The following is a 25,935-nucleotide window of genomic DNA, read 5'->3' on the forward strand; positions in this document are numbered from 1 at the left end:
CCGGTGGTAGTCACCGATATGAACCACAGGATCGTTGGCTGGAACGAAAAATCCGAGCGAGTCTTCGGGTTCAGCAAGTCTGAAATGCTCGGCCGCTCGTTAACGATGTTATATGCACCGAACCGCGACTCACGTCTGGCCGACAATATCCTGGGTCTCGCACTTCAGCGTGGCAGTTGGGCCGGAGACGTCACGCTGATGGCCAAAGGCGGCTGCTGTTCCCGCCAACGGCGTATTGTTGCGCCGCTTTACTCGCCGGAAGGGCGTTGCGTGGGGGCTTTTGGTCAAGGGCTGGTCGGTTAGCGGGCCACTCTTTCCCTCGTAGCGCAAACGGCAGGACCATTCTCCACACAGTGCTCGCGCTCGCCCCGGCACGGCTATGCGCCAGCCATCTGATTCGGGCGTCAAGCCGTTTAGGCAACCACCCGCCGCACCCCGCTCCAAAGTAATCCAGTCAGACACAGGGTTTCCTCTAAAAACACCCGCTTGTCTGAAGCATTTCGACGGTCGTCTTTCGCCGCGCTGCTGCTTTCTATCTTCGCTTGAGGGCGCTGAAACGTAGATTCACTGGCATTCAAGGGTTCGCGTGTCAAGGCGGGTGAACCCGATTGTATCAGTGAATATTCCTTTGAAAATCCTTTGATAACCGACATCTATAGTGACGCAAAGAGGCCGTCGATTGCCAACTGCCTGATGTGCCGCTGGTGGCATGTCGAAGGATGCGGTGCCGGCCATAAGAATCGTTCTAGATTAAAGGAGACGCTTTGTATGCACAACGACGGCCAACCGTGCCCGTTGCACGGCGTAGCAGCGTGATCTATCCAGACCCGAAACTGGACGCTACTCGCCTCATCGAAACGGTGAGACTTCCGATGAAAGACCATGACGCAGGCGAAGCAAGAGAGACGGATGCCGCATTGTTCACCTTGTCAGGAGGCGAAGGCGACGACGTTCTGCTGTTGCTACATGGCTTAGGCGCGACGGCGGATGTCTGGAGCCCGCTCATTCGCCGTCTGTCCGGGGTTTGGAGGGGACGGTGGCTGGCGCCTGATTTACCCGGACACGGCCGTTCGCCGAAAGCGACGAACTACGCCATTGGCGCACAGGCCGCAACTGTCACCAGGTTGCTGCCTGCCGGCAGTCGGGTCTATGTGCTGGCCCATTCGTTGGGTGGCGTCATTGGCGTCCTGCTTGCCAGCCAGTGGTTCGGTGCAGCCGTGCATGCCGTGACGGCATTCAGCGTCAAGGTGACCTGGACCGATGAGGAAAGGGACATGGCGGCCCGGCGCGCGAGTGCGACTCTCAAGTATTTTGCGTCACGAGGCGAAGCGCTGACGTTCTATCTGAAGGTATCGGGACTAGCGGGTCTTGTGCTGGAAGACGACCCCGTGGCGGCAAGGGGCGTTGTGCAAGAAGTGGCCGGTTGGCGGCTGGCAGCGGACCCCGCGACGGCGGGTGTCGGTGGACAGCCTCTCGCACCGATGCTCGCAGCCGCGACTTGCTCCATCGTGCTGTGCGCTGGCCGACGTGACCCCATGGTCAAGCTTGATACCTTGCGCAGCATGCATTCGCAGGTTGTCGATCTGGGCGATCTCGGACACAACCCTCATGTCGAAGCACCGGATGTGATCCTGCAACTGGTGCGCGACCTCTCAGTGAAATGCGGATAAGACACGATGCCGATCTGGTCACGCATTCTCCATAAATAAGTTCGGATACCGAATCTAAGTGAGTCGATCCGGATTTGATAATCAATTGATCTCTTCCAGGCAGAATTTTACTTATGCCCATTTATGACAACCTGCTGGTGCGAGCACAGTCACTATTTGCCGATCATCCGGCCATTGTCGATGGTCCGGTGCGGCAGAACTATGGTGAACTGGTCGAACGGGTCCGGCGTCTTGCCGGAGCTATGACCCAACTCGGGCTGCAACGTGGCGATCCGGTCGGATTTCTCGGCAGAAACAGCTTTCGCTTCATCGAGGTCAACCTGGCTTGCTCACTCGCCGGATTGATCCATGTGCCCATCAACTTCCGCCTGTCTGATGTCGAGATCGACTATATCGTCGCCGATACAGGGTTGCGTTTGCTGTTTGCCGAAAGCCGCTACCGTGGGCGGGCCGAGCAGACGGTGGTCTGGTCCGACAGCGACCCCGTCCGCGGTGACAACGAGTATGAAGCGCTACTGTATTCCGGCCACCCGGCCGATTTCGACGATAGCCCCGTTGAGAGCTCCACTGATGACGTTGCGCAGATCTTCTACACAAGCGGCACCACGGGTCATCCGAAGGGCGTTTGCCTGACGCGGGGCAACCTCACAGCGAGCGCGCTCGACGCACTCGTTTCTCTGGAGATGAAACGGCGTGACGGCTGGCTGCATGCATCGCCGATGTTCCATCTGGTCGATGCGTTTGCAATCTGGGCCATCTCGCTCGTGGGAGGCCGTCACATCATCAATCATTTTTCACCCGACGAATTCGGCCCGCTGGTCGAGGCTGAACGTATCACGAAGACCAGCCTGCCGCCCACCTTGCTCGACAGGATCGTGCGGGAACCGTCGATCACGAACTACGACCTGAGCTCGCTCGAGTTGATCAGCTACGGAGGCTCGCCGATGCAGGATGCCGTGTACCAGCGCTGTCATGAGACGCTCGGCTGTTCGATGTTGCAGGCATACGGTCTCACAGAAGGCTCGGGTTTTGTATGTCACGAAGTACGAGACAACAACCCACTCCCCAAGCAGGCCATGAATACGGTCGGTTACCCGACACTGCATACCCAGATCCGTCTTCTCGATGAAACGGGCAATGCCGTGCCGGATGGCGAAGCCGGTGAAATATTGATTCGTGGTCCCCGTGTGTTCAAGCACTACTGGCAGAAGCCCGAGATGACCGCTGCCGCCTTCACGCACGACGGTTGGTATCGAACGGGCGACATCGGGCGGCGTGACCACCACGGCCGCTATCAGATTGCCGGCCGCAGAAAGGAAATGGTTATCAGCGGAGGAGAAAACATCTATCCAGCCGAGGTCCAGAACGTTCTGCTTGGCTGCCCTGGCGTCACTGAGGCAGCGGTGTTTGGTGTGCCCAGCGTCGAGTGGGGAGAGGAGGTTCGAGCGGTAGTCTATGCCGAAGGTGTGCAGGCCGGCACGCTCACGGAGTCCGACTTGCTCGTCTATTGCCGGACGCGGATAGGCGGCTACAAGCTGCCCAAGAGAATATACATAACCGACGAGCCGCTTCCCAAGAGCGGTCCGGGAAAAATCGCGACGAACCAGATTCGGACGCGGTATATCGAGGAGTCGAAGCAATGACGAACGATGTTGAACAGTTTCGCCTCCGCAATTTTGTTGAATCGCTTTGCTCGCAAGGAGAGTGTCGGATCCACGAAGAACCTATCGATCTGATCGACGTCGGCCGCATACTCGACGAAAGCGATCAAGCAGTCTGGTTCAGGTCCGTCGGCGCCGAGCGTGCCGGGCTGGTCGGTAATGTAATGGGTTCGCGTCGGCGTCTTGCGATGGCTTTCGGTGTTAGCGATCAAGAATTGCCAGAGGTGTTGCGTCAGCGCGGCAACAAGGAGATTGCGCCGACGCCGCTAACGTCGGGGCAGGCCCCGGTCCAGGCCGTCGTAAAGACAGGCGCTGAAGCCAGTCTCCTTAGTTTGCCCGTGCATCTTCAGCATGCCCTTGACGGCGCACCGTATATCTCGGCGAGCATCGACTTTGCCCGGGACCCGTCCACGGGCGGCACCAATGTGGGTTGCCGCCGCATGATGCTGCGCGGCCGTCGTGAGGCCGGCGTGGACTTGAATGCACCGAGTGACCTTCGAGCGATCTATCAGGCTGCAGCGCAGCGCGGTGAACGCGTGGAAGTCGCCTATGTGGTCGGTTGTCATCCTATCGACTTCCTTGCCGCCACGTTCGCGTCGCGTGCCACTGACGAACTCGGCCTGATGGGCGCCCTGCGCGGTGCTTCGGTGCCCATCGTCAAATGCCGGACCATTGATGTCTGGGTACCGGCCGATGCCGAATACGTTCTGGAAGGGTACCTGGACCACCACGGATTTTCCGCAACGGAGGGCCCTTATGGCGAATTCCTCGGGTACTACGGCGAGGTCAAGCGAAATCCTGTCTTTCACTTGACGGCCATCACCCATCGTGCCGATGCGCTTTTCCAGACCGTTACTATCGGCGGACGCTCGCTAGGCGGCACTGACACCGCGCAGCTAGTGGCCGCGAAGACAGAGTCGACAGTCTGGTCATCGCTCTTGCAGGCCGTACGCGAACCGGTCGCGGTGTGTTCGTCGCCTTCGTGCGGTGGCATGTTCAACGTGCGTGTCTCGATCCGCCAGCGTTATCCCGGCGAAGGCCGCAACGCCATCGCGGCAGTGTTCGGGTCGGTGGCGGACGTCAAGCACGTATTTGTCGTTGATGACGATCTCGATGTCTTCAACGATGGCCACATCGACTGGGCATTGGCCACGCGCTTCCAGGCCGACAAGGATCTTGTCGTGGGCAGCGGCTTCAGGGCGGTGCCGATCGATCCGTCGCTTGGCGGGCTTCGATCCGGAGCTAAAGCAGGCTTCGACTGTACGAAGCCCCTGGCGGGCGCTTCCACGACGCACTATGCAATACCGGCTGCGCCACGGCTTGGAACGTCGCCTTACGCTAGCGTTGCGCAGGCGCTTGCGGCCGGTCCGGCGAGCTTCCTGGAGTTGATGGCTGCCGGCAGCTCGCGGGACGGCCGTGACGTCCTTGAGGCGCTGGAGCCCTTGTATGCGCAAGGCCGGATCGGCAGGAACGACGACGGCCGCTATCGGCTGCTGGACGTGCAATCACGCGATTAACGATGCAACAGGAGATAAACGATGTCATCAAGCAATGGGTCTGTCGTAATCGATAAAGACGGCCACCCCGCGGGCTTTCTGGAGACCGTCGACGAGTTGAAGACCATCAAGGTCCATATGACCGACGACGGCATTGTCACGATCACGCTCGCGCGTCCGAACAAGCTCAACGCGTTCGACGAGCGGATGATTCGCGAGATGCGCAATATCATCTGGAAAGCGAACTTCGACGACCAGGTCCGCGTCATTATCATCACCGGTGAAGGGCGCGCATTTTGTGCGGGCCGGGATGTAGCCGGACTCGACTATGAGAACAACCTGAAGACCGCGCAGTATCGTGCCTACGTTCGCGCCAATCACGAGCTCTTCGACGAGATCGAGTCGATAGAAAAGCCGGTCATTGCCGCGATCAACGGAATCTGCGCCGGCGGCGGCGTCGAAATGGCCATCGCTTGCGACTTCAGAATGGCCGCGCGTTCCGCTACGTTTCTTCTGCCGGAAAACCAGCTTGGCGTTATTCCCGCTTCGGGTGCGTGCTCGCGGATGATCCAGATGATCGGGATGGGCCGCCTGAAGGAGATGATCATGGCGGTCGAACCTGTCGACGCCGAGTCCGCGTTTCGGATCGGCCTCGCTACCCGTCTATGCGAGGATGAAACACTGCTGTCCGACACCATTGCGTTTGCGCGCAAGCTCCTGACGAAAGCGCCGCAGGCAATGGGTATGGCCAAGCACATTATCAATGCCTGCCAGAACGTCGATACCGAAACGGGACGTATGCTCGAACGCCTGGGTCAATCCGTTTTGATCCGGACCGAAGACAACCACGAGGGCATGTCCGCGTTCCTGAGCAAGCGGGCGCCTAAATTCAAGGGGCGTTGAATCATGTAATGTGCCTGATTGTCCGGTCGGGCTCGCCAGCGGAGGAAGCGGCCGAGCCCGACCGGAGATGCTAAAAAAATACTGGACTGGCGCGATTCGTACCCGTGGGGACGCGCTAAAGTCCAGTCAGGATACCGGACCCCCGAGGCCAAGGAGACACTATGCACGACAGGGAGGCAGTCAGCCCTCAAGTCAGCCCTCAAGACTCGCCGCGCCGGCTGGCCATTGCACAATGGCGGGTCGTTTTTGCCGCATTGATTGGGTTGGTCGGGGGGGCGAGCACGTTGACAATCTACGGGCTCGGCATGTTTGTCAGGCCATTGCAGGCGGAGTTCGGCTGGTCGCTGACACAGATCTCATTTGCCAACACGCTTGTTTCCTTGAGTGGAATCGTATCGGCTTTCGCGCAAGGAATATTGATCGACCGATTCGGTGCGCGCCGTGTCGTCCTGGTGTCGCTGCCGTTGCTCTGCTTGAGTTTCGCCTCAATGTATTTCCTGCCGGACAGTTTGTCGGTCTTCTATATTGGCTGGTTGCTGATTCCCCTACTGGGCGCGGGCACCTGGGTCGGCTCGTACGCCAAAGCCATTGCTGCATGGTTTGACGACCGCCTGGGTTTGGCGCTCGGCGTTGCAGCAATTGGCGCCGGGCTGGGGGCAGCGGTGATTCCTGCATTGACGCACACGCTGATGGTGGCCTACGGATGGCGTCTCGCTTACGTATGGATTGGCGCCCTGAGCATGATAGTCGTGCTGCCCGTGGTGTACTTCAATCTCTACGACAAACCTGCTGACCGAGGATTCCAGTGGCGACCTCATATGCGTCGTGCGGGCATGCAGGACCGCGACGTGACGGTACGCGAGGCACTCAGACAGCAGGCGTTCTGGGCATTGCTGATGGCGTTCATGCTGCTCGGTTTCAACACGACGGGTATTGCACTCCATATGGTTCCAATGCTGCTTCGCGACGGGGTGTCGACGGGGCAAGCGGCAGCTGCGCAATCGATTATGGGCGTGGGGGTGATTCTTGGCCGGCTTGCAGCCGGGTACTTGCTGGACAGGTTGCCGGCAGCGCTCGTTACGGCTGTGTCGCTGCTCGGACCGACGCTTGGCTTTACCGGATTTGCCCTGCTGGGTGCCCATTCGGGTTCAATGAATGTGCTAGCGGTCCTGATCGGTATTGGCATAGGCGCGGAGATCGACCTGCTTGGTTTCTACGTGCGCCGTCACTTCGGCACGTTTGCATACGGAAAGCTCTACTGCAGCATCTTCGCGATCTTCCAGTTCGGCTCCGGGGTGGGCGCAGTCGGCATTGCCTACGGTGCCACTCGCTTGAACGGCTACGGTCCGATGCTGCTTCTGATGGCCGTGTTTTCTGCAACCGCAATTGGCCTGCTGGCCACGGTGAAAGTGGTGCGGCGTCAGTCGTGTGACTCATTCACTGCCGCAGAGAACCCGATCGCGAAGGCGCCCTCGAGGTAGCCGCGCCGCTCTAGTGGATGTAATAACGAGGATGATGCAATTCTCGTTATGGTAAAAAAAATATAGTACAACAAAATAAAATGGAGACGTCAATGAACCGGATTTCTATCACATCATTTATTGCCGCCGCAGGACTGTGGGGATGGGGCGCCGCGCAGGCACAAAGCGTGACGCTGTATGGGATTCTCGACACCGGCGTCGAATACATTAACCATGCGAGCGCGAATGGAAGTTCGGTGGTGCGCATGCCAGGTAATACGGGTGAGTTGCCATCACGTTGGGGTTTGAGAGGAGTGGAGGATCTTGGCGGTGGATACAAGGCAGTATTCACGCTTGAGAGCGGTATCACGGTCGGAACGGGCGGGCTAGGCCAGGGCGGGCGCCTCTTCGGTCGCCAAGCTTTTGTTGGAATCGACGGCCCGCTCGGGTTGCTGACCTTTGGGCGGCAGTACTCAATGCTCTACCGGGCTATCTTCGACGCAGATTTCATCGGTCCTGACATCTACGGTATTGCCTCGCTGGATGCGTGGATTGCGAGCGCCCGCAGTGACAATACGGTCGCATACCAGCGTCATTTCGGGCCTGTCACCGTCGGAGCGACGTATTCATTTGGCCGCGACGCGTCGCCTACCGGAGGCACGAACACGCCGGGCTCGGGTACGTGCGCCGGAAACCTGGCCGGTAACAGTGAAGCATGCCGGGAATGGTCCGCCATGCTCAAGTACGACGTCACGGCAGGAGGAGTGGCGGTCGGTTACGACCGGCAGGATGGGGGACCCGGTGCGACCGCGAATCTCTTCAACGGCATTGCGCCAGTGGCACTGGCGGGCAGCGGCAATCGAGATTCACGTTTCTTGCTGGACGGCTATTTCAAGCTTGGCAATTTTCAGCTGGGCGCGATATGGCTGAATCGTCAGGTCGAGTTCAACGGACCCGGTGCAAAAAACATCACATCGAACCAGTACACGATCGAGGCCGGATATCAGGTGACGCCTTCGTTCCTCATCGATGGACTGGTCCAAAAAATAATCGATCGGCAGCAGGATACGCGGGCCTCGATGGAGGTGCTTCGGGCGACCTATTTCCTGTCGGCGCGCACGGCGGTATATGCGCAGGCAGCACTTCTGCAGAACAGTACCTACGCGGCCTATTCAGTCAGCGGAGGCGGTAGTTCGACACCGGGAAAAGGCATGAACCAGTTCGGGATGATGTGCGGCGTCAGGCATTCGTTCTGAAACGGGAGAATTTCGGGGTGCCGCGAGGCATCGATTCAACATTGAAAAGTGAGATCAACACACTATGAAACTGGCTTCGTTACGTTCTGGCCGGGACGGGGAATTGCTCGTCGTCAGCCGCGATTTGACCCGTGCCGTGAAGGCGGCGCCCGCCGCACGTACCCTGCAACAAGCACTCGACGACTGGGATGTCATAAGCCCGATACTGGAGGCGTTATATGCGGCTCTTAATGCCGGTAACGTCGAGGGTAGCTTTCTCCTGGAGCTCGATACGTTGGCCGCGCCGCTACCCCGGTCGTATCAGTACCTCGACGGCGCCGCCTACGTCAGCCACATCAGGCGTAACCGTGCGGCGCGTGGGGAAGCGCTACCTGATGACCTGTACGACAAGCCGCTCGTGTACCAGGGCATCTCCCACGGCTTTCTCGCGTGGAACGAGGATGTGGTTCTTCCGGCAGAAGATCTCGGCATTGACTTCGAGGCCGAAATTGCTGCGCTCACGGATGACGTGCCGATGGGCGTCTCGCCCGATGACGCCACTTCAACCGTTCGCCTTTTTGTACTTCTCAACGACGTGTCCTTGCGCGCGATCATCCCGGGCGAGCTGAAGAGAACCTTCGGGTTCCTCACTGGAAAGCCAGCGTCAAGCATGGGGCCGATCGCAGTGACGCCGGACGAACTCGGCGATCTGTGGGACGGAAAACTGGTCTCGGGCACGATGCATTGCTGGGTCCGTGGCGAACAGGTTGGGCGCATCGAAACAGGCATAGATACGCCCTTTCACTACGGCGATCTGATTGCCCATGTGGCACGAACTCGTGCGTTTGAACCCGGTACCGTGGTCGGCCTGGGGACGGTATCGAATGAAGACGAATCGGCCGGATGCGGTTGCATTGGCGAGATTCGCGCGCTTGAAACGATCCGTACCGGCAAGGCGACTACGCCTCTGTTCAGTTTTGGCGAGCGCGTGAAGATCGATCATAGGGACCGCAACGGTCATTCTATTTTTGGCTGCATCGATCAACGTTTTGCAGGCCCGGTGCAGCGTCCGGTTTGATCCACAATGCATTCATCAGAAGGGAGTAGTTATGCTCTGCAAAAGTCTTCATCACGCGGCGTTCCGGTGTAAGGACGCGCGGGCGACCGTCGAGTTCTATACCAACGTGCTTGGGCTGACATTCATTCACGCGATGGGCGAGGATCATGTGCCGTCGACCGGACAATATAGCCCACATATCCACATATTTTTCGAAATGGAGGATGGCAGTTGCATCGCTTTCTTCGAGTTGCCGAATGACGAAGGGGTGCCGTCCGGGCGCGATCCGGGTACGCCGGACTGGGTCCAGCACTTCGCGTTTCGTGTAGCCGACAGGGCCACCGTTGATCGAGCGAAAGGAAAGTTGGAGGCCCTCGGTATTCAAGTGACCGGGCCAACCAATCACGACGACTTTCTGTATTCAATCTACTTCTTCGATCCCTCAGGCCATCGCCTCGAGCTAAGCGCGCATACGGCCACCGCGGAGCAGGACAAACGTTTCCGGGCCGAAGCAATGGATGTGCTGAATCTGTGGGACCGCACCCACGACTGGTCGCAACGCGCCACGCTCTTCGGGGGAGCAAGCGAATATCGTCGCGACGAGTCTCGTTCGTGATGTGAAGCGATCGCTGTCGCGGTCGACGGCATGTGCAAGGCAATGCCCGGAACATCGACGAAGATCGTATGCAAGACAACCAATAAGAAGGCGCAACGACGCTTGTTAGCGCAGGAGACTCAGGAATGGCCGATACATCGAATCATCATCGCCGTGCATTTTTGAAGGAGGCATTGATGGCGGGCGCTACGGTAGCGCTGACCCGCCCAGCCATTGCGACGACCGATGAAAGCAGCCTGCCGCCGGAGCCTGTCGTCCAGCGACCGCACGGCGCTCTGGTTGCATCGGAAACGCAGATGCCGTCGTTATCCGAATCACCCTCGGCTGACCCTGGTCACGTCGGGAATCCAGGATCGGATTTTATGGTGGATGTGATAAACGCGGTGGGTATCGACTATGTAGCGGCGATGCCGGGGTCGACGTTCAGAGGTTTGCATGAGTCGATTGTGACTTATGGAAACGATCGGAAGCCTGCAATGATCGTCTGTACGCACGAAGAGATATCTGTCGCCATCGCCCACGGTTACGCGAAAGTCGCGGGTAAGCCGATGGCCTGTCTCGTACATAGCACGGTGGGTCTGCAGCATGCGTCGATGGCGATCTATAACGCGTGGTGTGATCGGGTGCCGATCATGGTAATTGCTGGCAATATCGCCGATACCAACAAACGTAGAAATGGGATCGAGTGGTATCACACCGCTCAGGACCTGGGGGCGTTAGTCAGGGACTTCACGAAATGGGACGATGCGCCCGCGTCCTTGCAAAGCTATGCCGAGTCGTTCGTGCGCGCCTACACGATGTCGGTTACACCACCCATGGAACCCGTATTGATCGTCGCCGATGCCGAACTCCAGGAAAGGCCGATTGAAGACCCCGGCGCAATCGTGATGCCGACATTGCGTGCTGTTGCGCCGCCTGTTGCAGAACCCGGCGCTTTGGCGACCGCTGCCAAGTGGCTCATAGCCGCGAGGTCGCCGGTGATTGTAGTGGACCGCACGATCCGTACGCCGGACGGCATGAAGAAGCTGATCACGCTTGCGGAAACACTCAACGCACCGGTCATCGATCTCTTGGCGCGAATGAATTTTCCGACGAACCATTACTTGAATCAGTCCGGGTTGCAGAAAACGCTGATTGCCCAGGCGGACGTGATACTGGCGCTCGAGGTTGGCGATCTATGGGGCGTGACGGGCACGGTAAAGGATTTGATCGGACGCCCGTGGTCCCATACGGCACGGCCAGACGTCAAGGTAATCAGCATAGCTACCTCCTACCTTTACGGGAAATCGAATATGCAGGATGCGCAGCGTTTCGCATCTGCTGATTTGCCCATTGCGGGAGATGCGCAAGCGAGCTTGCCGGAACTGCTGGCTCAGATCAACGCCTCGATGACGGTGGAACGAAGGTCCGCAACCAACGCACGCACGGAGAATCTCAAGCGCTCATTCGATGCAATGCGTAGCGCTGACCGGCAGGCCGCGACGCTCGGTTGGGATGCCAGTCCTATCAGCGCTGCGCGCTTGTCTCAAGAGGTATGGAACGTCATCAGAAACGAAAACTGGGCGCTGGTTTCATCGACATTTTCGATCAGTCGCTGGCCCCACCGGCTTTGGGATTTTACGGAGCCGCATCAATTCATGGGTGGCGAAGGGGGCTTTGGCGTTGGATATGGAGCGCCTGCCGCGGTCGGCGCCGCGCTTGCCCACCAGAAGGCAGGAAGGGTCGCTGTCAATATCCAGAACGACGGCGACCTGATGACGGTCCCTGGCGCGTTGTGGACGGCGGCACACCACAAGATTCCACTGCTTACTGTCATGCATAACAATCGGGCTTATCACCAGGAAACCATGCATGTACAACGCATGGCAAACCGGCGTGACCGTCACCCGGAAAACGGCACCGTTGGAACGGTATTGACCGGACCCGACATAGATTTTTCACGCATGGCACAAAGCATGGGCATGTGGGCCGAGGGTCCCATATCGCGCCCGGAAGACCTGGGGCAAGCGCTGGTACGTGCGCTTGCAGTCGTCAAGCGCGGAGAGCCGGCGCTGGTCGATGTCGTCACCCAGCCGCGCTAGGGAAACGCCATGAGAACTTACGCGATTCGGCGAATCCTTTTGTGCATGTTGTCCAGCATCAGTGCCGTGGCGAGCCTTGCTGCACTCGGGGCTTCGGGCGATGCAAATATCGGGCACGCGTTGTATGTGAGGGACGGATGTTACGAGTGTCATGGCTATGTCGGACAGGGCAGCCCGATGTCTGGGCCCAGTCTTGCACCGTCACCTATCCCTCTGAGCGCAATGATTGCGTATGTTCACGCACCAAAAGGACAGATGCCGCCGTATAGCGCGAAGATCCTTTCTGACCAGGAGCTCGCCGATATTCACTCGTACCTTTCATCCATCCCGCCGGCCCCCTCCGCAGACAGTATCTCTTTGCTAACGGATAGCGGCGCGCAAACACCGGTGCCGATGCTACCCGGGCGCGGCGAGCAGGTGTTTGCCGCTCGATGCGCAGCTTGCCATGGGGCGCAGGGCCTGGGAGGAGCGGGTCCTTCATTGGTCGGCGTCAATGAGAAGCTCGGAGGTGTTGGAAGAATTGCTGCTTTTATAAAAGCGCCTTCTGGAGCAATGCCACGACTGTTTCCGGGCGTCATATCGGAACAAGATGTTGCGCTCGTGTCCAATTATGTGGCAACGCTCAAATAACCCTGCATTGCATAGCTTGATAAGTGCAATTGTCCAAAGATGAGAGCGCGGGGACATCCGGCTGTCCTGGGTCGGCTTCAGTTTTCTACGCGATGAGCGGTTCGGCACCAATGGCCACGGCTGGCATTGGGCGGGGTTCGGTCAGTTTCAGTCATTTGCTGGTTGCATCGCTGGTCGCTCACGCAACGGCTCTGCAGCCGACAGCAGTCACTGGACTGCCTTGAGCATTCCCTTGCCACTAGCGGCAGTAAATTCCGAGAACGGCCAGCGCGAGATTGGGGGCCACCCGCCTATTCGGGAGATGGTCAAGACGGATGGCCCTTAGTATTGGCCCTTCAAAGATTGAGTCACAGAAAACTCCGGGAAATAAGGCTTCCGACGCATGCTCGCGGAGCGCCGTGCTTGACTCGACGCCAATGGCCGCGATGGCTGATCGCGCGCTCGCCGACGTTACTGAGTAAATGGCCGTTGTACCTTCGTGAACTGCCGCCGAGACAGCGCATGGCCAAACGGCCGAACGGGTCGACTTCTGCCAGTCGTCGGTAGCCGGCGACCGGCCCCTACAAATCGCTACCAGTTGAGTCTCAGCCCGGCTTCTGTTGCCCGATGCCGATCATCGTCGTCCGCATGCAAGTACTGACTCGTGGTTGAGATCGATTCATGTCCCAAATTGTCCCGGACGTATCGCAGATCGACTTGGCCATCCATCATGCGCGAGCCTGTCGTGTGCCGTAGCCAATGGGCAGACGCCTGGCGCAATCGTTCTGTTGCGTGCTCGCGCGCTTCGCCCGTCGACTCCAAATGTCCGATCGCGTTGTCAAACACCTGCTTAATGATCAGATGCACGGCGCCACGGGTCAGCGTCCGGTGTAAGCCTCCGATCGGCAACAGCAGCGGTGTCGTTTCACCACCATAGGGTAGCGAAGTAAAATCGTAGTGTCGGCGATAGCGGGTCAACTCCGCCATTAGTTCGGTCGTCGCTGGCAGCAAGCGTTCCTTGTCACTCTTGCCGGTGATCGCCAGCCACCAGCGGTCCTGGCCGTCGCGATCACGTCGCCTAAAAAAGCTCCCCATCGGATTGCTGACAACTTCCGAGATGCGCAGCCCCATCAGATACAAGAGCGAGATTAGCCAACGCACCCGCGCGTAGTGTTCCTGCTCGCGCGCGGTGTCACGAGGCATCGCGTCGATCGAGGTTTTGACGGCCTGCCAGAGATCGTCTTCCAGGAAGCGCGTCACCCGCGGCTTGGCCTTGCGTGCGCGTTGACGCGACAGGGAGAGCGGATTGCCGGCCAGGTAGCCCGCGTTGACCAGCCAGGCAAAGAGCGTATTCAGGATCACAATTGCCTGACGCTCACTCGCGGGGGAGAGCGGACCCGCGAACGGCCGCCAGAATGGGTCCGCGCGAGCCACTTTGCGACCGGTCATGACCCAGCGTTGCGCTGGCTGCGGGTCCGCCAGAAACCGCCGGTAAACAAGCAGGTCTTCATGCGTAAGCGAGGAGAGCGGCTTGCGCAGTTCGGTGGTTGACCACAGCAGCAGGCGTTCGGACTCCTTGCGGTAGGTGTCAAAGGTCGCCTTCGTATCGATGAAGCGCGCGAGCCACGCCCTGATCGCGTCGACATCATTTTGCGCAGCAATTTGAGGCCGGGCGCCGAGTGCCCGGTTCGTGCCATGTCCACCGTCTAAATCGGACGGCAGAGATAACTGTTCGAGCGGCGCAAGTGTGCCGTCGGACACGCGAAGGGGCTCAGGAAGGGGCATGGCGCGGTGGATGTAGTCAAATCACACAAAGCGTCATTTTACTCGACATTATAGTAATAATGTCTAAATTCAATTATAAAATTGAAGATAATTGACGTTATACGTTATATTATCAACACAATCATTCTCCGGAACTGCTCGCCATGGATGCTTCGTCCGCCCTGGAGGCGCAATTGCACGCGGACATCGCGCAGGAAATCGAGCAGCTGCGCACGCAGTTTCCGCGCACGCAGGAGCTGTACCGCGAGGTCTGCGTGTTATTGTTTTTCCGGCACGGCATCGCGCCCACCGCGAACCGGCTCTATCAACTGGTGAAAAAGGGCAGCATGAGCGCGCCGGCCGAGGCGCTGACGCGCTTTTGGGCCACCCTGCGGGAAAAGAGCCGGGTGCGCATCGAGCATCCCGACCTGCCGGCGGAGCTGCAGTCCGCGACGGGCGAGCTGTTGGCCGCGCTCTGGACTCGGGCGGTCGATATGTCGCAAGGACAACTGGCGACCGCGCAGCTCGAGGCGCAACGCTCGGTGGCGGACGCCCAGGCTCGACAGGCTCAGGCCGAGGCCGAACGCGACAAGTTGCGGCAGGAACTAACAGGCAGTGCGGCCGCGCTGGACGGAGCGCAGACCCGCGTCACGGAACTTGACCAGGCGCTGGCTATCTCCGTGGCCGCTGCATCTGCTTTACAAGACCAACTAGGCCTTGTGCAAAAGGGCGAGCAGCAGTTGCAGCGGGCGCTCGAAACCGCTCGACATGACTTCGCCTCCGAACTGGACAAGCTGCGTGCCGACGGCAAGTTGGCGCAGGAACGGCTCAAAGCCGCCGAGAGCCGAGCGCTGCTGGAGATCGATCGCGAGCGGCAAGCGGCCGCGCGCTTGCTGAAGGAACTTGATACGGCTAACCGTAAAATGGAGCAGGGCAGTGTCCGGTATCGCGACGACGTGCAGAAGCTGCAGGGGCAAGTCGGAAATCTACGTCAGCAAGTGGGTGTGCTGGAGGGTAAGCTGGATGCGCTGCGTACTGAGAACGCGCGTTATGTCGATGAAGCTGTGCAGGCGCGTGATCAACGCGACCAACTGGCGTTGTCGTTGACGCAGGCCGCTGCCGGGCAGAAGGTGTCGATGGCGAAGCGGTCAGCAAAGTCGACAGTAGCACCGCGCAAGAGCAGTGGCCCGGTGGGCAAATCGCCGCGAACGAAGAAGCTGTAATTTCATTGGGAGGAATTCGGCGCGGGTGACGTACGATCCAGGCTTGGACCGGTGCTAATGCGGTATCGCGCGATTGGCTGCGCTTGACGGTGACAGACCGCGAACGCTGGTATCACTGGGTGCGGACTGAACTCCTACCGGTCGGCAGGGAACGCGCCTGGTGGGGATGGCAGAAGAAGTGCAGCGAAGACATCTCCCAGATGGTTTGCGAGTAAAGCGTGGTGATCGACGGTATCGGATACGACATCTATGACCCGGAACGCCGTCGCAACGTCGAAAGGCTTACGCGCGCAGCCAAGCGGTATATCGGCAGACTACCCCTCCGGTCCGTCGCACGCATCAGGTCGAAACAGCCCGCTAAACTGAGCATCCGCGAGAGTGAGCGGCTAAACGCCTACTTCACCAGCCTGTCGAGCCAAGCTATCCACGATTAGGCTGATCACGCCTGCATTGTTGGCGGGCCGATAACCGTGTGACCGATTATCCTCGATCGTAAGAACAATGCTGGCGTCGGCGTGCGCAATCGCGGCCGGCACCGAAAGTTTCGCTACCGCGCTCTTGGCGCCGTCGAGCCGGACCTGAATTTGGAACTGAATGGTGTGCCCCTCGGTGTAAGTCAAGGATTGAGGAATTACCGTTTTCAGCGTTCCATCGGGTTTGCCCTGCACAATGTTCACGCTTCCTTCCGGCGCTTGAATTTGACCTGCAAGATCGTTTCGGAGGTTCGCAACCGCGAGGCGCAATTCCTCCAACCGCGCCCGTGCCTGCGTTTGTGCCTCCAAAGCTTGTTTTGCCAGAGTCTGATAGGTGCTAATTCGCCCGCCGATAAGTTTTGAGAGAGACCGATTCTAGTCCAGTAGGAGTCGTCTGGGTCAGATGAATGGCTAGTGATGTGAAGAGGTAACCGGCCTCTCGCGAGCGCTTTGTTTCTTGCGGGAGCGAGGTGATCGGCGGAATATACTCCGAACACCCCAGCACAACGGAGGGACATTCATATGGACCTGCCTCAAGCTGACGACGCCGACCCCGCAACGGTGTTCACTGCGGCCCTCGCCGTTCTCTTCCAGACACATCCCGACCCAGAAGCGCTGCTTCGCGCTTGGGAGCCAGTCGCAGCATCAATGCCGCTAACCATGTTGAAGAACGGCGCGACGGATGTGTCGAGCAACGCAAACGTGGTCATAGCCCAAGGCCTGCTGCACATTGTGCGAGAGCGCATATAAGACGTTGCGAAATAGAGCGTCATGCGTCCTACTCACCCTCGAATTTCGTCTTGGTGTGGGCAATGCCGACAGCGTTCCACAGCACATCGAATGCTGGCCGGAGCACGGTGAGGGGATCCACGTCGTAGGACTCGATGTACAGCGGCGGAGCCGTGATCTGCGCCAACTTCGAGGGCAGTTCGAGAAACTCTACGTGATGGGGTGAGATTTCGACGGCGATCCGCGTGGCGTGTGTATAGAGCCAATTCAGGATCACATAGGCGGGTGGTGCGATGTCGAGGGCGGCGAGCGTCTGAAAGATCGCTGGAAGTCCGTGACGTACCAACGGGATTTCGTAAATTTCGGGAAACAGCGAAAGACCGTCGTCTTCGTCATCGAGCGGAGAGTGTACAAGCATGTCGCCGAACGTTAGTTCGACCACGCCATTTCGGTAGAGTTGAGCGTAACCCATTGCATTCTGTAGGCGCGCAGGCAGGCACACGACCCCTTCAAGATTGGCGCGCGGGGCTTTCATCCGGATATCAATCGGTCCATCCCTGGACGATCGCAGCATTTGGCCGGCCGCTATGAGCGAATCGATGCCGTGTGTTTCGTACCGGGAAAATGCCGATATCGGGATCAAGTGGCAGACGAAGACGGGACCGTCCATGTCTTGCATTGGACTTTGCAGCCCATTGATCCTGGCCAATGCCTCGGTGCAGAACGTTCGGATGTCCTGCCCCAATGTTGCACCGGCAGCGAAAGCATGGCGGATGCCTTGAATGTCCATCGGTTCCTTTCCTACAGAAGTCCTGGCATAGAAATGGTTGTCCTTCGTTACGCGATGAGGCGCACTCGGGCTCGCGGCTACACGCAAGATGATCACGTAGCCGCCCAGGGCGATCGGCACGGCGTGCGCGATCAGGCCGCCGGTGACTCGCGGTTCCAGGGAGTCGCGCAAGAAACTCGTGAGGGCGAGAAGTTCCTTGTCGATATTTTCGACGTGGATGGGAGAAACCTTGGTCGCGATGCCAGTCTTCTTGTCATCGATACCAAATACGAGATCGCCTCCGACAGTGTTTGCGAATGCGCAAACATCCTGTGCAACTGCTATACGGGAATCCCGGTCGGTTGGCCAATCCCTCTTGTAGTCAAGAGTCCGGCTCTCTCGCACACCGTGATCGATTAGATTCTCAATATCCTGTTCAGTCGCTGCGTCAAGCCGCGCATGTGGAATCACGTACACCCCCCAAAAGTCTTCTTGTAACTGCCGCGCTCCGAGACGCTCCAGACGATTCATACATGTTCGAAAGGAAGTCGGACCAAATCTCGGAAACTCCCTGGAAGCCTTGCCAGATATCGGTCGTATGATAGCCAATACATGTTCAGATGGGACAAAGCAACGCTTGAACATGTTCACGAGCAGCGAACATGTCCGTCATGAACCCCTCATCGAGCAGCGAATCCCAAGAAGGAAAAGGAAACCGATATCCGGGCGAGATATGGGAGCTGATCAAGACGGCGTGGAGTTCCGCCGGGGGCATCTCTTATGCGAAGTCCTTCAGATGGTTGCGGTTACCACCAGGGCCAAACTTCCGTCAAAGGGCGCAGTAGCCACGTATGCCAAACGCAATGAATGACAGCGTGGACATGCTCCGGTGCAGCCCAAGCGGTCGCTCCCCGCGACAACAGTCACAGACAACTTCCCAGCATAGAACCCGCATGGGAGGTCGATATGTGGTGGAATGAAGCGGCATGGCCGCACGTCTGGCTCGGCGCTACGATCGTCAACCAGGAAGAGGCAGACCGCGACATTCCGAAGCTACTCGATATTCCTGCCACGGTGCGCTTCCTTTCGATGGAGCCTCTCCTTGGCCCGGTCAGCCTGTCACAAGAATGGCTCGCACACAAGTGTGGGGGCAGGTATCCACGGCGTGGAAAGGTGGACATCCGCACCCGCAGAGGCAGTGTGTAGAATTGGCTCCAAAAGGACTTCGTTGTTGGCCTTTAAGGCGGAAGTTGGCGACATTCAGCCAGCTTCCGTCATTTGTGCATCGCAGAAGTATCCGCGCTACTGCTAGCAAGAGACCCGTTTCCTCATTGTTTGCGCCAAGCTAGACTCGACTCCAAGTTGGATTACGTTCGTTGGGTCTTGCCCTCGCATTTCAGGCTCGGACGAGTGCTGACGATTGATCAGAGGCAAGTTTGACTAAATCAGCAAAGAACAAACCGGCGCCAAAACAGGGTGTGCTGGAAAAAAAACAGGCAACCTCCACCGAACTGACCGGTGGCGCTGGATTCACCTACGAAGACAAGGTGGTCGCCTATTATTTGGCAGCTCTTCTGCGCGGTGAGAAGGCGATGCTTCAGCAAGGCAGTGTAAACATCGTTGCCGTCCAGCAAGCGGGCCACGGCCATCCAATGGATGATCTTATCGTCGAGTTTCGAGATATCAACGGCCCGAGAATGCTGGGTCTTCAGGTGAAGTCCACGATCACGGTGAGCGGGGCCGCAACTAACAAGGACTTCCGCGACGTCCTCAACCGGGCGTGCGAGACCCGGCAGGCTCCAGGTTTTCAATCCGATCGGGATGCTTACGGTTACGTCGTCGAGAATGTAGCTGAAGCCAGACATCGGTCTCTCAACCGTATCATTGATTGGGCGATAAGTAGTCCCACTCCTGCGGATTTTGACCAGCGCTTTACAGAAGGTGGCGCTGCCGCAGCCGCCGAACGTGCTCTTCGGAACGAGCTTGCCCCTCTAATCAGGGCGAGCAGCGCCGAGGACGAATGGAATTTCTACGGACGGTTTGTTGCCGCTCGGCTTAACGGCCTCGACGAGACGGGCATCCTTTGGACGGAGATCACAAACCGCCTTCAAGAGCTCGTTGGGAGCAACGAGGATGGGCAGGAGGTTCTGCTTTTTGATCGCCTCTGCCGCATTGTTCGCGATGGCGCTGGCACAGCTCGTAAATGGACCCGCGCTAGCCTAATCGCGCAACTTCGCGGGATCGTTCGGTTAAAGGTCTCGCCGAGCTTCCGCGACGACATCGACACCCTCGTCCAGTTCTCCACTGATGGTCTCAACGAAATTGCCGAGAGCATCGACGGATTCGAGGTTAACCGGGCTGCTCTTCAAAAAACCGTAACCGAACGCCTTGGCGTCAGTCGTGTCGTGAACATCAGCGGCCTTCCGGGGTGCGGCAAATCTGTCTTGCTCAAACGGGTAGCCGTAGACGCAGGGTACCGCGGGCCGATCCATTTCCTGAAGTCGGACCGGTTGACCGGAAAGAGTTGGGTGGAGTTTGCGGCAGCGTTGGGCCTCAAACATCGGAAGCTTGATGACCTCCTCGCAGAGGTCGGCGCAACCGGCACGGCTACTCTCTACATTGACGGGATTGATCGTATCAACCCCGACCAGAAGCGGATAATTCTTGACATCCTAAATACGATCGAAGCTAACCCTGACCTCAGCAATTGGCGGGTTCTGGCCACATCGCGCGACCAAGGGCTTGAAACTTATCGCGCCTGGTTTCCAGAGACCTTCTATAGCGGCACTCAGATTGGCAACGTTCAGGTCGAGCCCTTCAACGACGACGAAGCTGAGGCCCTTGCGAAGGACAAACCCGGTCTTCGTCACCTTTTGATGGGCACACCGTCAGTGAAGGCGATTGCGCGGCGACCGTTCTTCGCCGCGGTGCTTGCCCGAAGCTTTAGCGATGGGACGACGGAACCACAGACAGAGGTCGATCTCATCAACGCTTGGTGGACTCGTGCAGGACACGATGCCCCGGCGGACGTCGTGCCGCGGCGGCAACGCGCTCTGCTCGATATCGCGGAAAAAGGAGTCGCCAACCTGGGGAAGAACGTCGCGGCTCGCTCGTTGGCACCACCCACGTTTGAGCACATCGTGGCGCTGAAGAGCGACCTGCTCGTGCGTGGAAACGATGGCGACGCCTCATTTTCGTTTACGCACGACATATTCTTTGAGTGGACGTTCTTCCGCCTTCTCATCGACCTTGGCGATACGTGGATCGAAGGTCTGGCGCAGGCTGGCGAGCCCCCGCTACTTGGCCGCGTCGTCGGCCTTTTGGCTCAGCACTCGATCGCCGAGCCTGGAAAGTGGTCGGCCAGTTACGCTGCCCTCGATCAATCCACGCTTCGGCCCCAATGGCGTCGGGAATGGCTAACCGCCCCACCGTTCACAGGCGCATTCGTCAGTAAATGGAAGGAATTCAGTGAACTTGTGACGGCCAACGACTATGCGTTGCTCGAAAAACTTTTGGTTTGGTTCCAAGCTCAACACACAATTCCGAGCCCGACTGTCCTCGCCCAAGCCTCGCCACGTCAATCAGGGCTCGACCGGGTGGGCCTTGCCGAGCTTCTGAGTTGGCCCTCGGATTTCACAAGCTGGGGGCGTTTTCTTGACTGGCTTTTGCCGCTCGCCGTTACGCTACCCATTCGGCTTCTCCCAAGAGCCGTCGAAGTCTTTTCCGTTTGGCAGAACGCACTTTCAGATTTCCGCTCGGCCCGATCGAAAGCCATCGTTACCACCTGCGCCGACTGGCTGATCGAGTTTGAGAAAGTCGCTTATCCGCAAAATTGGGCATTCGAGCGCAGCCGATGGAACGTGCTTGGCCGCGACGCGCAACAGCAGTTTGCTACTGCGCTAAGAATCGTTGTCGTGCGGGCAGCGCGGGCGTTTCCCGAACACGCCAATGCGCTTTTAGACAGGGCGGTGACTGACAAGCGAATGCGCAGCGAGGCGTATTCTGATCTCATGGCCCTCGCCTGGATGATGGCCGAGGTGTCGCCCGAACGATTGGCGGCTGTCACTAGGGCCGAGCTACAGCAGGAGTTGCCGCAGGATCACCTTGACCGCGAGGAGCGCGAACAACGGGAAAGGGGCGAGTGGATCCAACGGATCCGCGACAAGCCGGAAAGCGAACGTACCGACAACGAAAGGCGCGCGCTAGATCATCCGCACTTCGACATCCCGCATAGCTATGAGGGTTTTGGCCGCGAGCAAATTGGGATCGACCGACATCACGACTTCTACTCCCCGGTCTCAGCGGCGCACGAACCCTTCGCCAGCCTCTTCGCCAGGAAGCCGGAAGTTGCCCTTGAGCTGCTACGCGATCTCTCCAATCACGGGACCACCGGCTGGCGGCAGATCGCGAACATCACCCACCATAACCACGGCACACCAATCCCCGTGACGATTGTCTTTCCGTGGGGCGAGCAGCAGTTTTGGGGCGACTGGCCCGCTTACAACTGGCAGCTTGGCCAGCTTGGCGCGCAACCGCTTGAGTGTGCCTTTCTGGCCATGAGCTACTGGGCCTTCCGTCAGATCGAAAGCGGCCGCTCCATTGACGAGGTCATCCAGCTCATCGTGAGGGGCAACGAGGCGATCGCCGCTCCGGGCCTAGCGCTTCGCTTGGCGTTGGAGACGTTTCATATCTCGGAAGTTACTCTGGCTCTAGTTGCATGCCAACGCCTTTGGCCTTTTGATATTGCGCGTGTACGCCAAGAGCCGACTCGAAACATCGACCTGTTTGGATTGGGCCCGATTGATCAACTAACCGGCGATAAGAAAGTCGCAAAGGAGTACTTGGATAAGCGGCTGAGCCGGTTCCGCGATGTGAAGCACCTCGCCATGCGATTCGCAGTGAATGGCAATGATGCACTCACCGAACATTTTAAGCAGGCATTGGCCGAATTTGTCACTTCGCTCCCCTTCGAGCTGGAAGAGCAGCGCTCCAATCCCGCAGCGAAGGTAGCGCTCACCGAACAGGCGAAAGAATATGCGGCGCTGGCCATCGTCGAAAATTATCAGGGATATCGCACTCCCGATAAACAGATCATGGTTGCCTATGAGCCCCCGCTTTCGCCGGAGACTATTCAGCGCGGCGAGGCAGCGGGCGTGTACTTGCAGCAAAACAGCATCCTAGTATGGGCAATGAAATCGTTGCGTGCTTTCGCGCTCGCCCCAGACAAGGCGCTGGCTGATGCAGTCGCGCTTGCTCGCCCGCTGGACAACCCGACGCTCTTTGCGGAGCGTTTGGATGTCGAAGGTCATATGCCCCAAAGCGTGGTCGCGGCCGTCGCTGCATGCGCCATCTGTTTCGGTGACGCCGCATCCGCTGACTACAAATGGGCGATGGATGTACTGGCGCGAATCGACGAGATGAAGGAGTCCGCAGGATTTTTCTACGGCTCGAAAATCGCTTGGCATCCTGTGCTGCAATTGATCTTTGCATTGCTTCACCTGCGGCGTACCAATCCGCCTGACCTCGGGCCTGCGCGACGGTTAGTATGGTTGACGGTTCACCCGCACGAGGAGGCCGCAGACTTCGCCTTTACAGCGCTACTTGCCGACCCCGATGCCCATGTATCGTGGGTCGTGGCTCGACTTGCGCTGGAAAGAGCGTGCTACTACCGACCGGCGATAAAGGAAGACGGCGAGCGGGACAGTCGTGAGGCAAAAAAGGCGGCGAAAGCTGCGCTTGATCGAGCCCTCAAGGGGCTCACGTCAAACGAATTTGAACCTTTTGCCCCTCTCCCGCCCGCGTGGGTCAAGGTGGCATCGGCTTCGGACGACGAGAATGATGCTGACGATAACGTCGGATGGGTTGAACCTAATCCGCTGTTCGATCCGCAACGGGCGGAGAAGCATCTTGGGAACTTCCCGATCGAGAAGTGGTGCGCGTCAGATGAGACAAAACCGCTTGTGCTCGTGGTGATCCGAAGCCTCGTCAACTGGACGGTGTTGCGCATGAACCCGCCGGGAGGCACGGGCCGGCGGCGCGACCGTACCGCCGATCTGATCGGTTGGAACGACGCGCTGGGTGATGTGTTGGCGCGTGCAGCGCCATTCTTCGATTTTGCCCTAATCAAGGCTGAGTTTCTTGCGCCCTTCTTGCAGAAGCAGGATGACGACGGACTTGATGTTATCGCCGCGTTCACCGACAGGTTGGTCACGCGCCACGTTCTGGACACTGCAGCAATACCCGCCGGTACTTTTGAGTTGCTGGCGCTCTGCGTCGACTACGTGCTTGCTGACAGCACGTTTCGGCTGAACGGATACCGAGCGGGAGAAGTCTCCGGTCACGATATGCCTAAGCTCATCGAGGCACTCCTAATTGTCAATGTTGAAAAGGCCACCGGAGCCGCCCGCTTCGTAAATGGCGATTGGTCCGAGATCGGTCTGGTCATGCCGATGGTCACTCGGTTGGTGACGGCTACGGGATGGTCAACCTTCGTCATGTCGAAGTTTCTGCTGCTATGTCAACGCACCGGGACAGCGTACCCGCTTGACCATTTCATCCAACAGGTCGGTGCGGTACTCGCGAAGTTGGACAGCGCAAAGGGCAATTGGGTGGGAACCAACCTTCCGGCGCGAACGGCAGTGGCGGTACAACGGCTCGCGGACACGAATTTCCCGCTACGGCCCGATCAGGCTCAGGGTCTGCTGCGGATCCTTGACGCTTTGGTCGACCTTGGCGATCGGAGAAGTGCTGCACTTGAACAAACCGAGGCATTCAAGGGAGTGCAAGTTCGATCCTCGATCCGATGACATGCCGCCCTTGACTGGTTGGGCGAGGCTCAAGAGGGCATCGAGAAGCGGCTTGCCAGGCAGCATCTGGGCGGCAGTACGCTGGTGCTCTATGACCTCACTTCCACGTGGGTGACCGGACGCCGTTGCGAGCTTGCGGCGCGAGGCTACAGCCGTGATGGCAGGCGCGACGATCCCCAGATCGTGTTCGGTCTGATCTGCACGTCTGAGGGCATCCCGGTGGCGGTCGAAGTCTTCGCCGGCAACACCGCCGATCCGGCTACCGTGGCGCCCCAGGTCGCGAAGCTCAAAGACCGCTACGGGATCGACAAGCTCGCCTGGGTGGGCGATCGGGGCATGCTCACGCAGGCCCGTATCGATACGCTCTTGCGCCCGGCCGGCCTGGACTGGGTGAGCAGCCTGCGCGCCCCGCAGATGGCCGCACTCGCCCGCGAGAAGGGACCGTTCCAGCCCTCGCTGTTCGATGAGCGCAACCTGCTCGAAGTGACGAGTGAAGCGTTCCCCGGCGAGCGGCTGGTCGTGTGCCGTAATCCGTTGTTGGCCGAGGAGCGCACCCGCAAACGCGAGGCGCTGTTACGGGCCACCGAACAGGAACTGAGCCAGATCGCCGAAGCGACCACGCGCGTACGCAACCGGCTCAAGGGCATCGAGGCAATTGCCTTGCGCGTGGGCCGGGTCATCGATCACTTCAAGATGGCCAAGCACTTCGAGTTGAACATCACCGACGCGGGCTTGAGCTGGCAGCGCAAGACCGAGCAGCTCCAGCAGGAAGCTGCGCTTGATGGTCTGTATGTAGTGCGTACGAGTTTGCCGGCTGCGCAGCTCTCAGCCGAGGCGGCCGTGACGGCCTACAAAAGTCTGGCGGTCGTGGAGCGGGCCTTCCGTTCGCTGAAGACGGTCGATTTGCAGGTCCGTCCGGTATTCCATTGGAATGCCCAACGCGTGCGCGCGCATGTGTTTCTGTGCATGCTCGCTTACTACGTCGAGTGGCACATGCGCGAGAAGTTAAAGCCGATGCTGTTTGACGATGAATACGTCGAGCAAGCACGCTCGGAACGGCCTTCGCCCGTGGCCAAGGCGCAACGTTCGGAACAGGCGAAAGCCAAGGACGCCTCCAAGCTCTCCGAGGATGGCTTGCCGGTCCACAGCTTTCGCACCTTACTCGACGATCTGGCTACGCTCACGTACAACGTCTGCCACACACCACTCAATCCAAACGCCAAGATCATCATGACCACTCGGCCCACGCCTATTCAAGAAAAGGCCTTCCGCCTTCTGAACGTCAACGCTGCCTGTACCCAGTAACCGTTCTCCCCACCTACGCATAACAGTGCGAAATCAATGGCTTATGTTAGCGCCAGGCTAAAGTTCGGTTTAGAGGCC

At 58.8% G+C, this 25,935-nt stretch carries 17 protein-coding genes and 2 pseudogenes; 16 read left to right on the forward strand and 3 right to left on the reverse strand.

The genetic code is table 11. The annotated features are described in order from the left end of the window. From ABH944_RS32365 to ABH944_RS32415, 11 genes are all read left to right on the forward strand, one after another. A partial coding sequence (locus tag ABH944_RS32365) for a PAS domain-containing protein (RefSeq protein ID WP_404611335.1) occupies positions 1 to 303 on the forward strand: 303 nt, incomplete at its 5' end. A gap of 569 nt (positions 304 to 872) precedes the next feature. Further along, positions 873 to 1,670, forward strand: a complete 798-nt coding sequence (locus tag ABH944_RS32370; protein ID WP_404611336.1) for an alpha/beta fold hydrolase — start codon at positions 873 to 875, stop codon at positions 1,668 to 1,670. A 113-nt stretch (positions 1,671 to 1,783) separates the two neighbouring features. Further along, on the forward strand, positions 1,784 to 3,313 hold the full coding sequence (locus ABH944_RS32375) for a class I adenylate-forming enzyme family protein (RefSeq protein WP_404611337.1): 1,530 nt from the start codon (positions 1,784 to 1,786) through the stop codon (positions 3,311 to 3,313). Then, the gene (locus ABH944_RS32380) at positions 3,310 to 4,848 is read left to right on the forward strand and encodes a UbiD family decarboxylase (RefSeq protein WP_404611338.1); all 1,539 of its coding nucleotides are present in this window, start codon (positions 3,310 to 3,312) and stop codon (positions 4,846 to 4,848) included. The genes ABH944_RS32375 and ABH944_RS32380 overlap by 4 nt, the downstream gene beginning before the upstream one ends. A 21-nt stretch (positions 4,849 to 4,869) precedes the next feature. Further along, a complete protein-coding gene (locus ABH944_RS32385; RefSeq protein WP_404611339.1) occupies positions 4,870 to 5,730 on the forward strand; it encodes an enoyl-CoA hydratase/isomerase family protein in 861 nt (286 codons plus the stop codon). Between the two features lie 161 nt (positions 5,731 to 5,891). Then, entirely contained in the window at positions 5,892 to 7,211 is a 1,320-nt protein-coding gene (locus ABH944_RS32390) for an MFS transporter (RefSeq protein ID WP_404611340.1), read from the forward strand. A 92-nt stretch (positions 7,212 to 7,303) separates the two neighbouring features. Next, positions 7,304 to 8,446, forward strand: a complete 1,143-nt coding sequence (locus ABH944_RS32395; protein WP_404611341.1) for a porin — start codon at positions 7,304 to 7,306, stop codon at positions 8,444 to 8,446. 64 nt (positions 8,447 to 8,510) lie between these two features. Beyond that, positions 8,511 to 9,503 (forward strand): fumarylacetoacetate hydrolase family protein, encoded by a 993-nt coding sequence (locus tag ABH944_RS32400; protein WP_404611342.1) that lies wholly within the window; start codon positions 8,511 to 8,513, stop codon positions 9,501 to 9,503. Positions 9,504 to 9,534: 31 nt separating this feature from the next. Next, positions 9,535 to 10,098: a VOC family protein gene (locus tag ABH944_RS32405; protein WP_404611343.1), complete on the forward strand. Its 564-nt coding sequence runs from the start codon at positions 9,535 to 9,537 to the stop codon at positions 10,096 to 10,098. Positions 10,099 to 10,223: 125 nt separating this feature from the next. Next, positions 10,224 to 12,179: a thiamine pyrophosphate-binding protein gene (locus ABH944_RS32410; RefSeq protein WP_404611344.1), complete on the forward strand. Its 1,956-nt coding sequence runs from the start codon at positions 10,224 to 10,226 to the stop codon at positions 12,177 to 12,179. 45 nt (positions 12,180 to 12,224) lie between these two features. Next, a complete protein-coding gene (locus ABH944_RS32415; RefSeq protein WP_404611483.1) occupies positions 12,225 to 12,809 on the forward strand; it encodes a c-type cytochrome in 585 nt (194 codons plus the stop codon). Between the two features lie 570 nt (positions 12,810 to 13,379). Here ABH944_RS32415 and ABH944_RS32420 read toward each other — a convergent pair. Next, positions 13,380 to 14,573, reverse strand: coding sequence for a tyrosine-type recombinase/integrase (locus ABH944_RS32420; protein ID WP_404611345.1), 1,194 nt, complete (start codon positions 14,571 to 14,573; stop codon positions 13,380 to 13,382). A 143-nt stretch (positions 14,574 to 14,716) separates the two neighbouring features. Here ABH944_RS32420 and ABH944_RS32425 point away from each other — a divergent pair, with 143 nt between their 5' ends. After that, the gene (locus ABH944_RS32425; protein ID WP_404611346.1) at positions 14,717 to 15,775 is read left to right on the forward strand and encodes a DNA-binding protein; all 1,059 of its coding nucleotides are present in this window, start codon (positions 14,717 to 14,719) and stop codon (positions 15,773 to 15,775) included. Between the two features lie 386 nt (positions 15,776 to 16,161). On the opposite strand, the gene ABH944_RS32430 is transcribed toward ABH944_RS32425, so the two are convergent. Next, entirely contained in the window at positions 16,162 to 16,452 is a 291-nt protein-coding gene (locus tag ABH944_RS32430; protein WP_404611347.1) for a hypothetical protein, read from the reverse strand. Positions 16,453 to 16,770: 318 nt separating this feature from the next. On the opposite strand from ABH944_RS32430, the gene ABH944_RS32435 reads away from it, so the two are divergent. Further along, positions 16,771 to 16,998 carry a hypothetical protein gene (locus ABH944_RS32435; RefSeq protein WP_404611348.1) on the forward strand — a complete coding sequence of 76 codons (228 nt, stop codon included), beginning with the start codon at positions 16,771 to 16,773 and terminating at the stop codon, positions 16,996 to 16,998. A gap of 28 nt (positions 16,999 to 17,026) precedes the next feature. On the opposite strand, the gene ABH944_RS32440 is transcribed toward ABH944_RS32435, so the two are convergent. Further along, positions 17,027 to 18,277, reverse strand: a complete 1,251-nt coding sequence (locus tag ABH944_RS32440; RefSeq protein ID WP_404611349.1) for an AlbA family DNA-binding domain-containing protein — start codon at positions 18,275 to 18,277, stop codon at positions 17,027 to 17,029. Positions 18,278 to 18,739: 462 nt separating this feature from the next. Here ABH944_RS32440 and ABH944_RS32445 point away from each other — a divergent pair. The 3 genes and pseudogenes from ABH944_RS32445 to ABH944_RS32455 all read left to right on the forward strand — a co-directional run. Further along, a pseudogene (locus ABH944_RS32445) lies at positions 18,740 to 18,866 on the forward strand (DUF5131 family protein); the annotation flags it as partial. Positions 18,867 to 19,182: 316 nt separating this feature from the next. Next, on the forward strand, positions 19,183 to 24,552 hold the full coding sequence (locus ABH944_RS32450) for an NACHT domain-containing protein (RefSeq protein WP_404611350.1): 5,370 nt from the start codon (positions 19,183 to 19,185) through the stop codon (positions 24,550 to 24,552). Beyond that, positions 24,553 to 25,857: pseudogene (locus tag ABH944_RS32455) on the forward strand (IS1634 family transposase); the annotation flags it as partial. Positions 25,858 to 25,935 lie beyond the last annotated feature (78 nt).

The organism is Caballeronia udeis (assembly GCF_044909315.1).
GTDB lineage: Bacteria > Pseudomonadota > Gammaproteobacteria > Burkholderiales > Burkholderiaceae > Caballeronia > Caballeronia udeis_A.

Excerpts from the sequence above, each read along its gene's own strand:
- ABH944_RS32415 (WP_404611483.1), top strand. The coding sequence starts at position 12,225 with ATGTTGTCCAGCATCAGTGCCGTGGCGAGCCTTGCTGCACTCGGGGCT.
- ABH944_RS32410 (WP_404611344.1), top strand. The coding sequence starts at position 10,224 with ATGGCCGATACATCGAATCATCATCGCCGTGCATTTTTGAAGGAGGCA.
- ABH944_RS32390 (WP_404611340.1), top strand. The coding sequence starts at position 5,892 with ATGCACGACAGGGAGGCAGTCAGCCCTCAAGTCAGCCCTCAAGACTCG.
- ABH944_RS32420 (WP_404611345.1), bottom strand. The coding sequence starts at position 14,573 with ATGCCCCTTCCTGAGCCCCTTCGCGTGTCCGACGGCACACTTGCGCCG.
- ABH944_RS32400 (WP_404611342.1), top strand. The coding sequence starts at position 8,511 with ATGAAACTGGCTTCGTTACGTTCTGGCCGGGACGGGGAATTGCTCGTC.
- ABH944_RS32440 (WP_404611349.1), bottom strand. The coding sequence starts at position 18,277 with ATGAATCGTCTGGAGCGTCTCGGAGCGCGGCAGTTACAAGAAGACTTT.
- ABH944_RS32435 (WP_404611348.1), top strand. The coding sequence starts at position 16,771 with ATGGACCTGCCTCAAGCTGACGACGCCGACCCCGCAACGGTGTTCACT.
- ABH944_RS32370 (WP_404611336.1), top strand. The coding sequence starts at position 873 with ATGAAAGACCATGACGCAGGCGAAGCAAGAGAGACGGATGCCGCATTG.
- ABH944_RS32380 (WP_404611338.1), top strand. The coding sequence starts at position 3,310 with ATGACGAACGATGTTGAACAGTTTCGCCTCCGCAATTTTGTTGAATCG.
- ABH944_RS32385 (WP_404611339.1), top strand. The coding sequence starts at position 4,870 with ATGTCATCAAGCAATGGGTCTGTCGTAATCGATAAAGACGGCCACCCC.
- ABH944_RS32395 (WP_404611341.1), top strand. The coding sequence starts at position 7,304 with ATGAACCGGATTTCTATCACATCATTTATTGCCGCCGCAGGACTGTGG.
- ABH944_RS32425 (WP_404611346.1), top strand. The coding sequence starts at position 14,717 with ATGGATGCTTCGTCCGCCCTGGAGGCGCAATTGCACGCGGACATCGCG.
- ABH944_RS32375 (WP_404611337.1), top strand. The coding sequence starts at position 1,784 with ATGCCCATTTATGACAACCTGCTGGTGCGAGCACAGTCACTATTTGCC.
- ABH944_RS32405 (WP_404611343.1), top strand. The coding sequence starts at position 9,535 with ATGCTCTGCAAAAGTCTTCATCACGCGGCGTTCCGGTGTAAGGACGCG.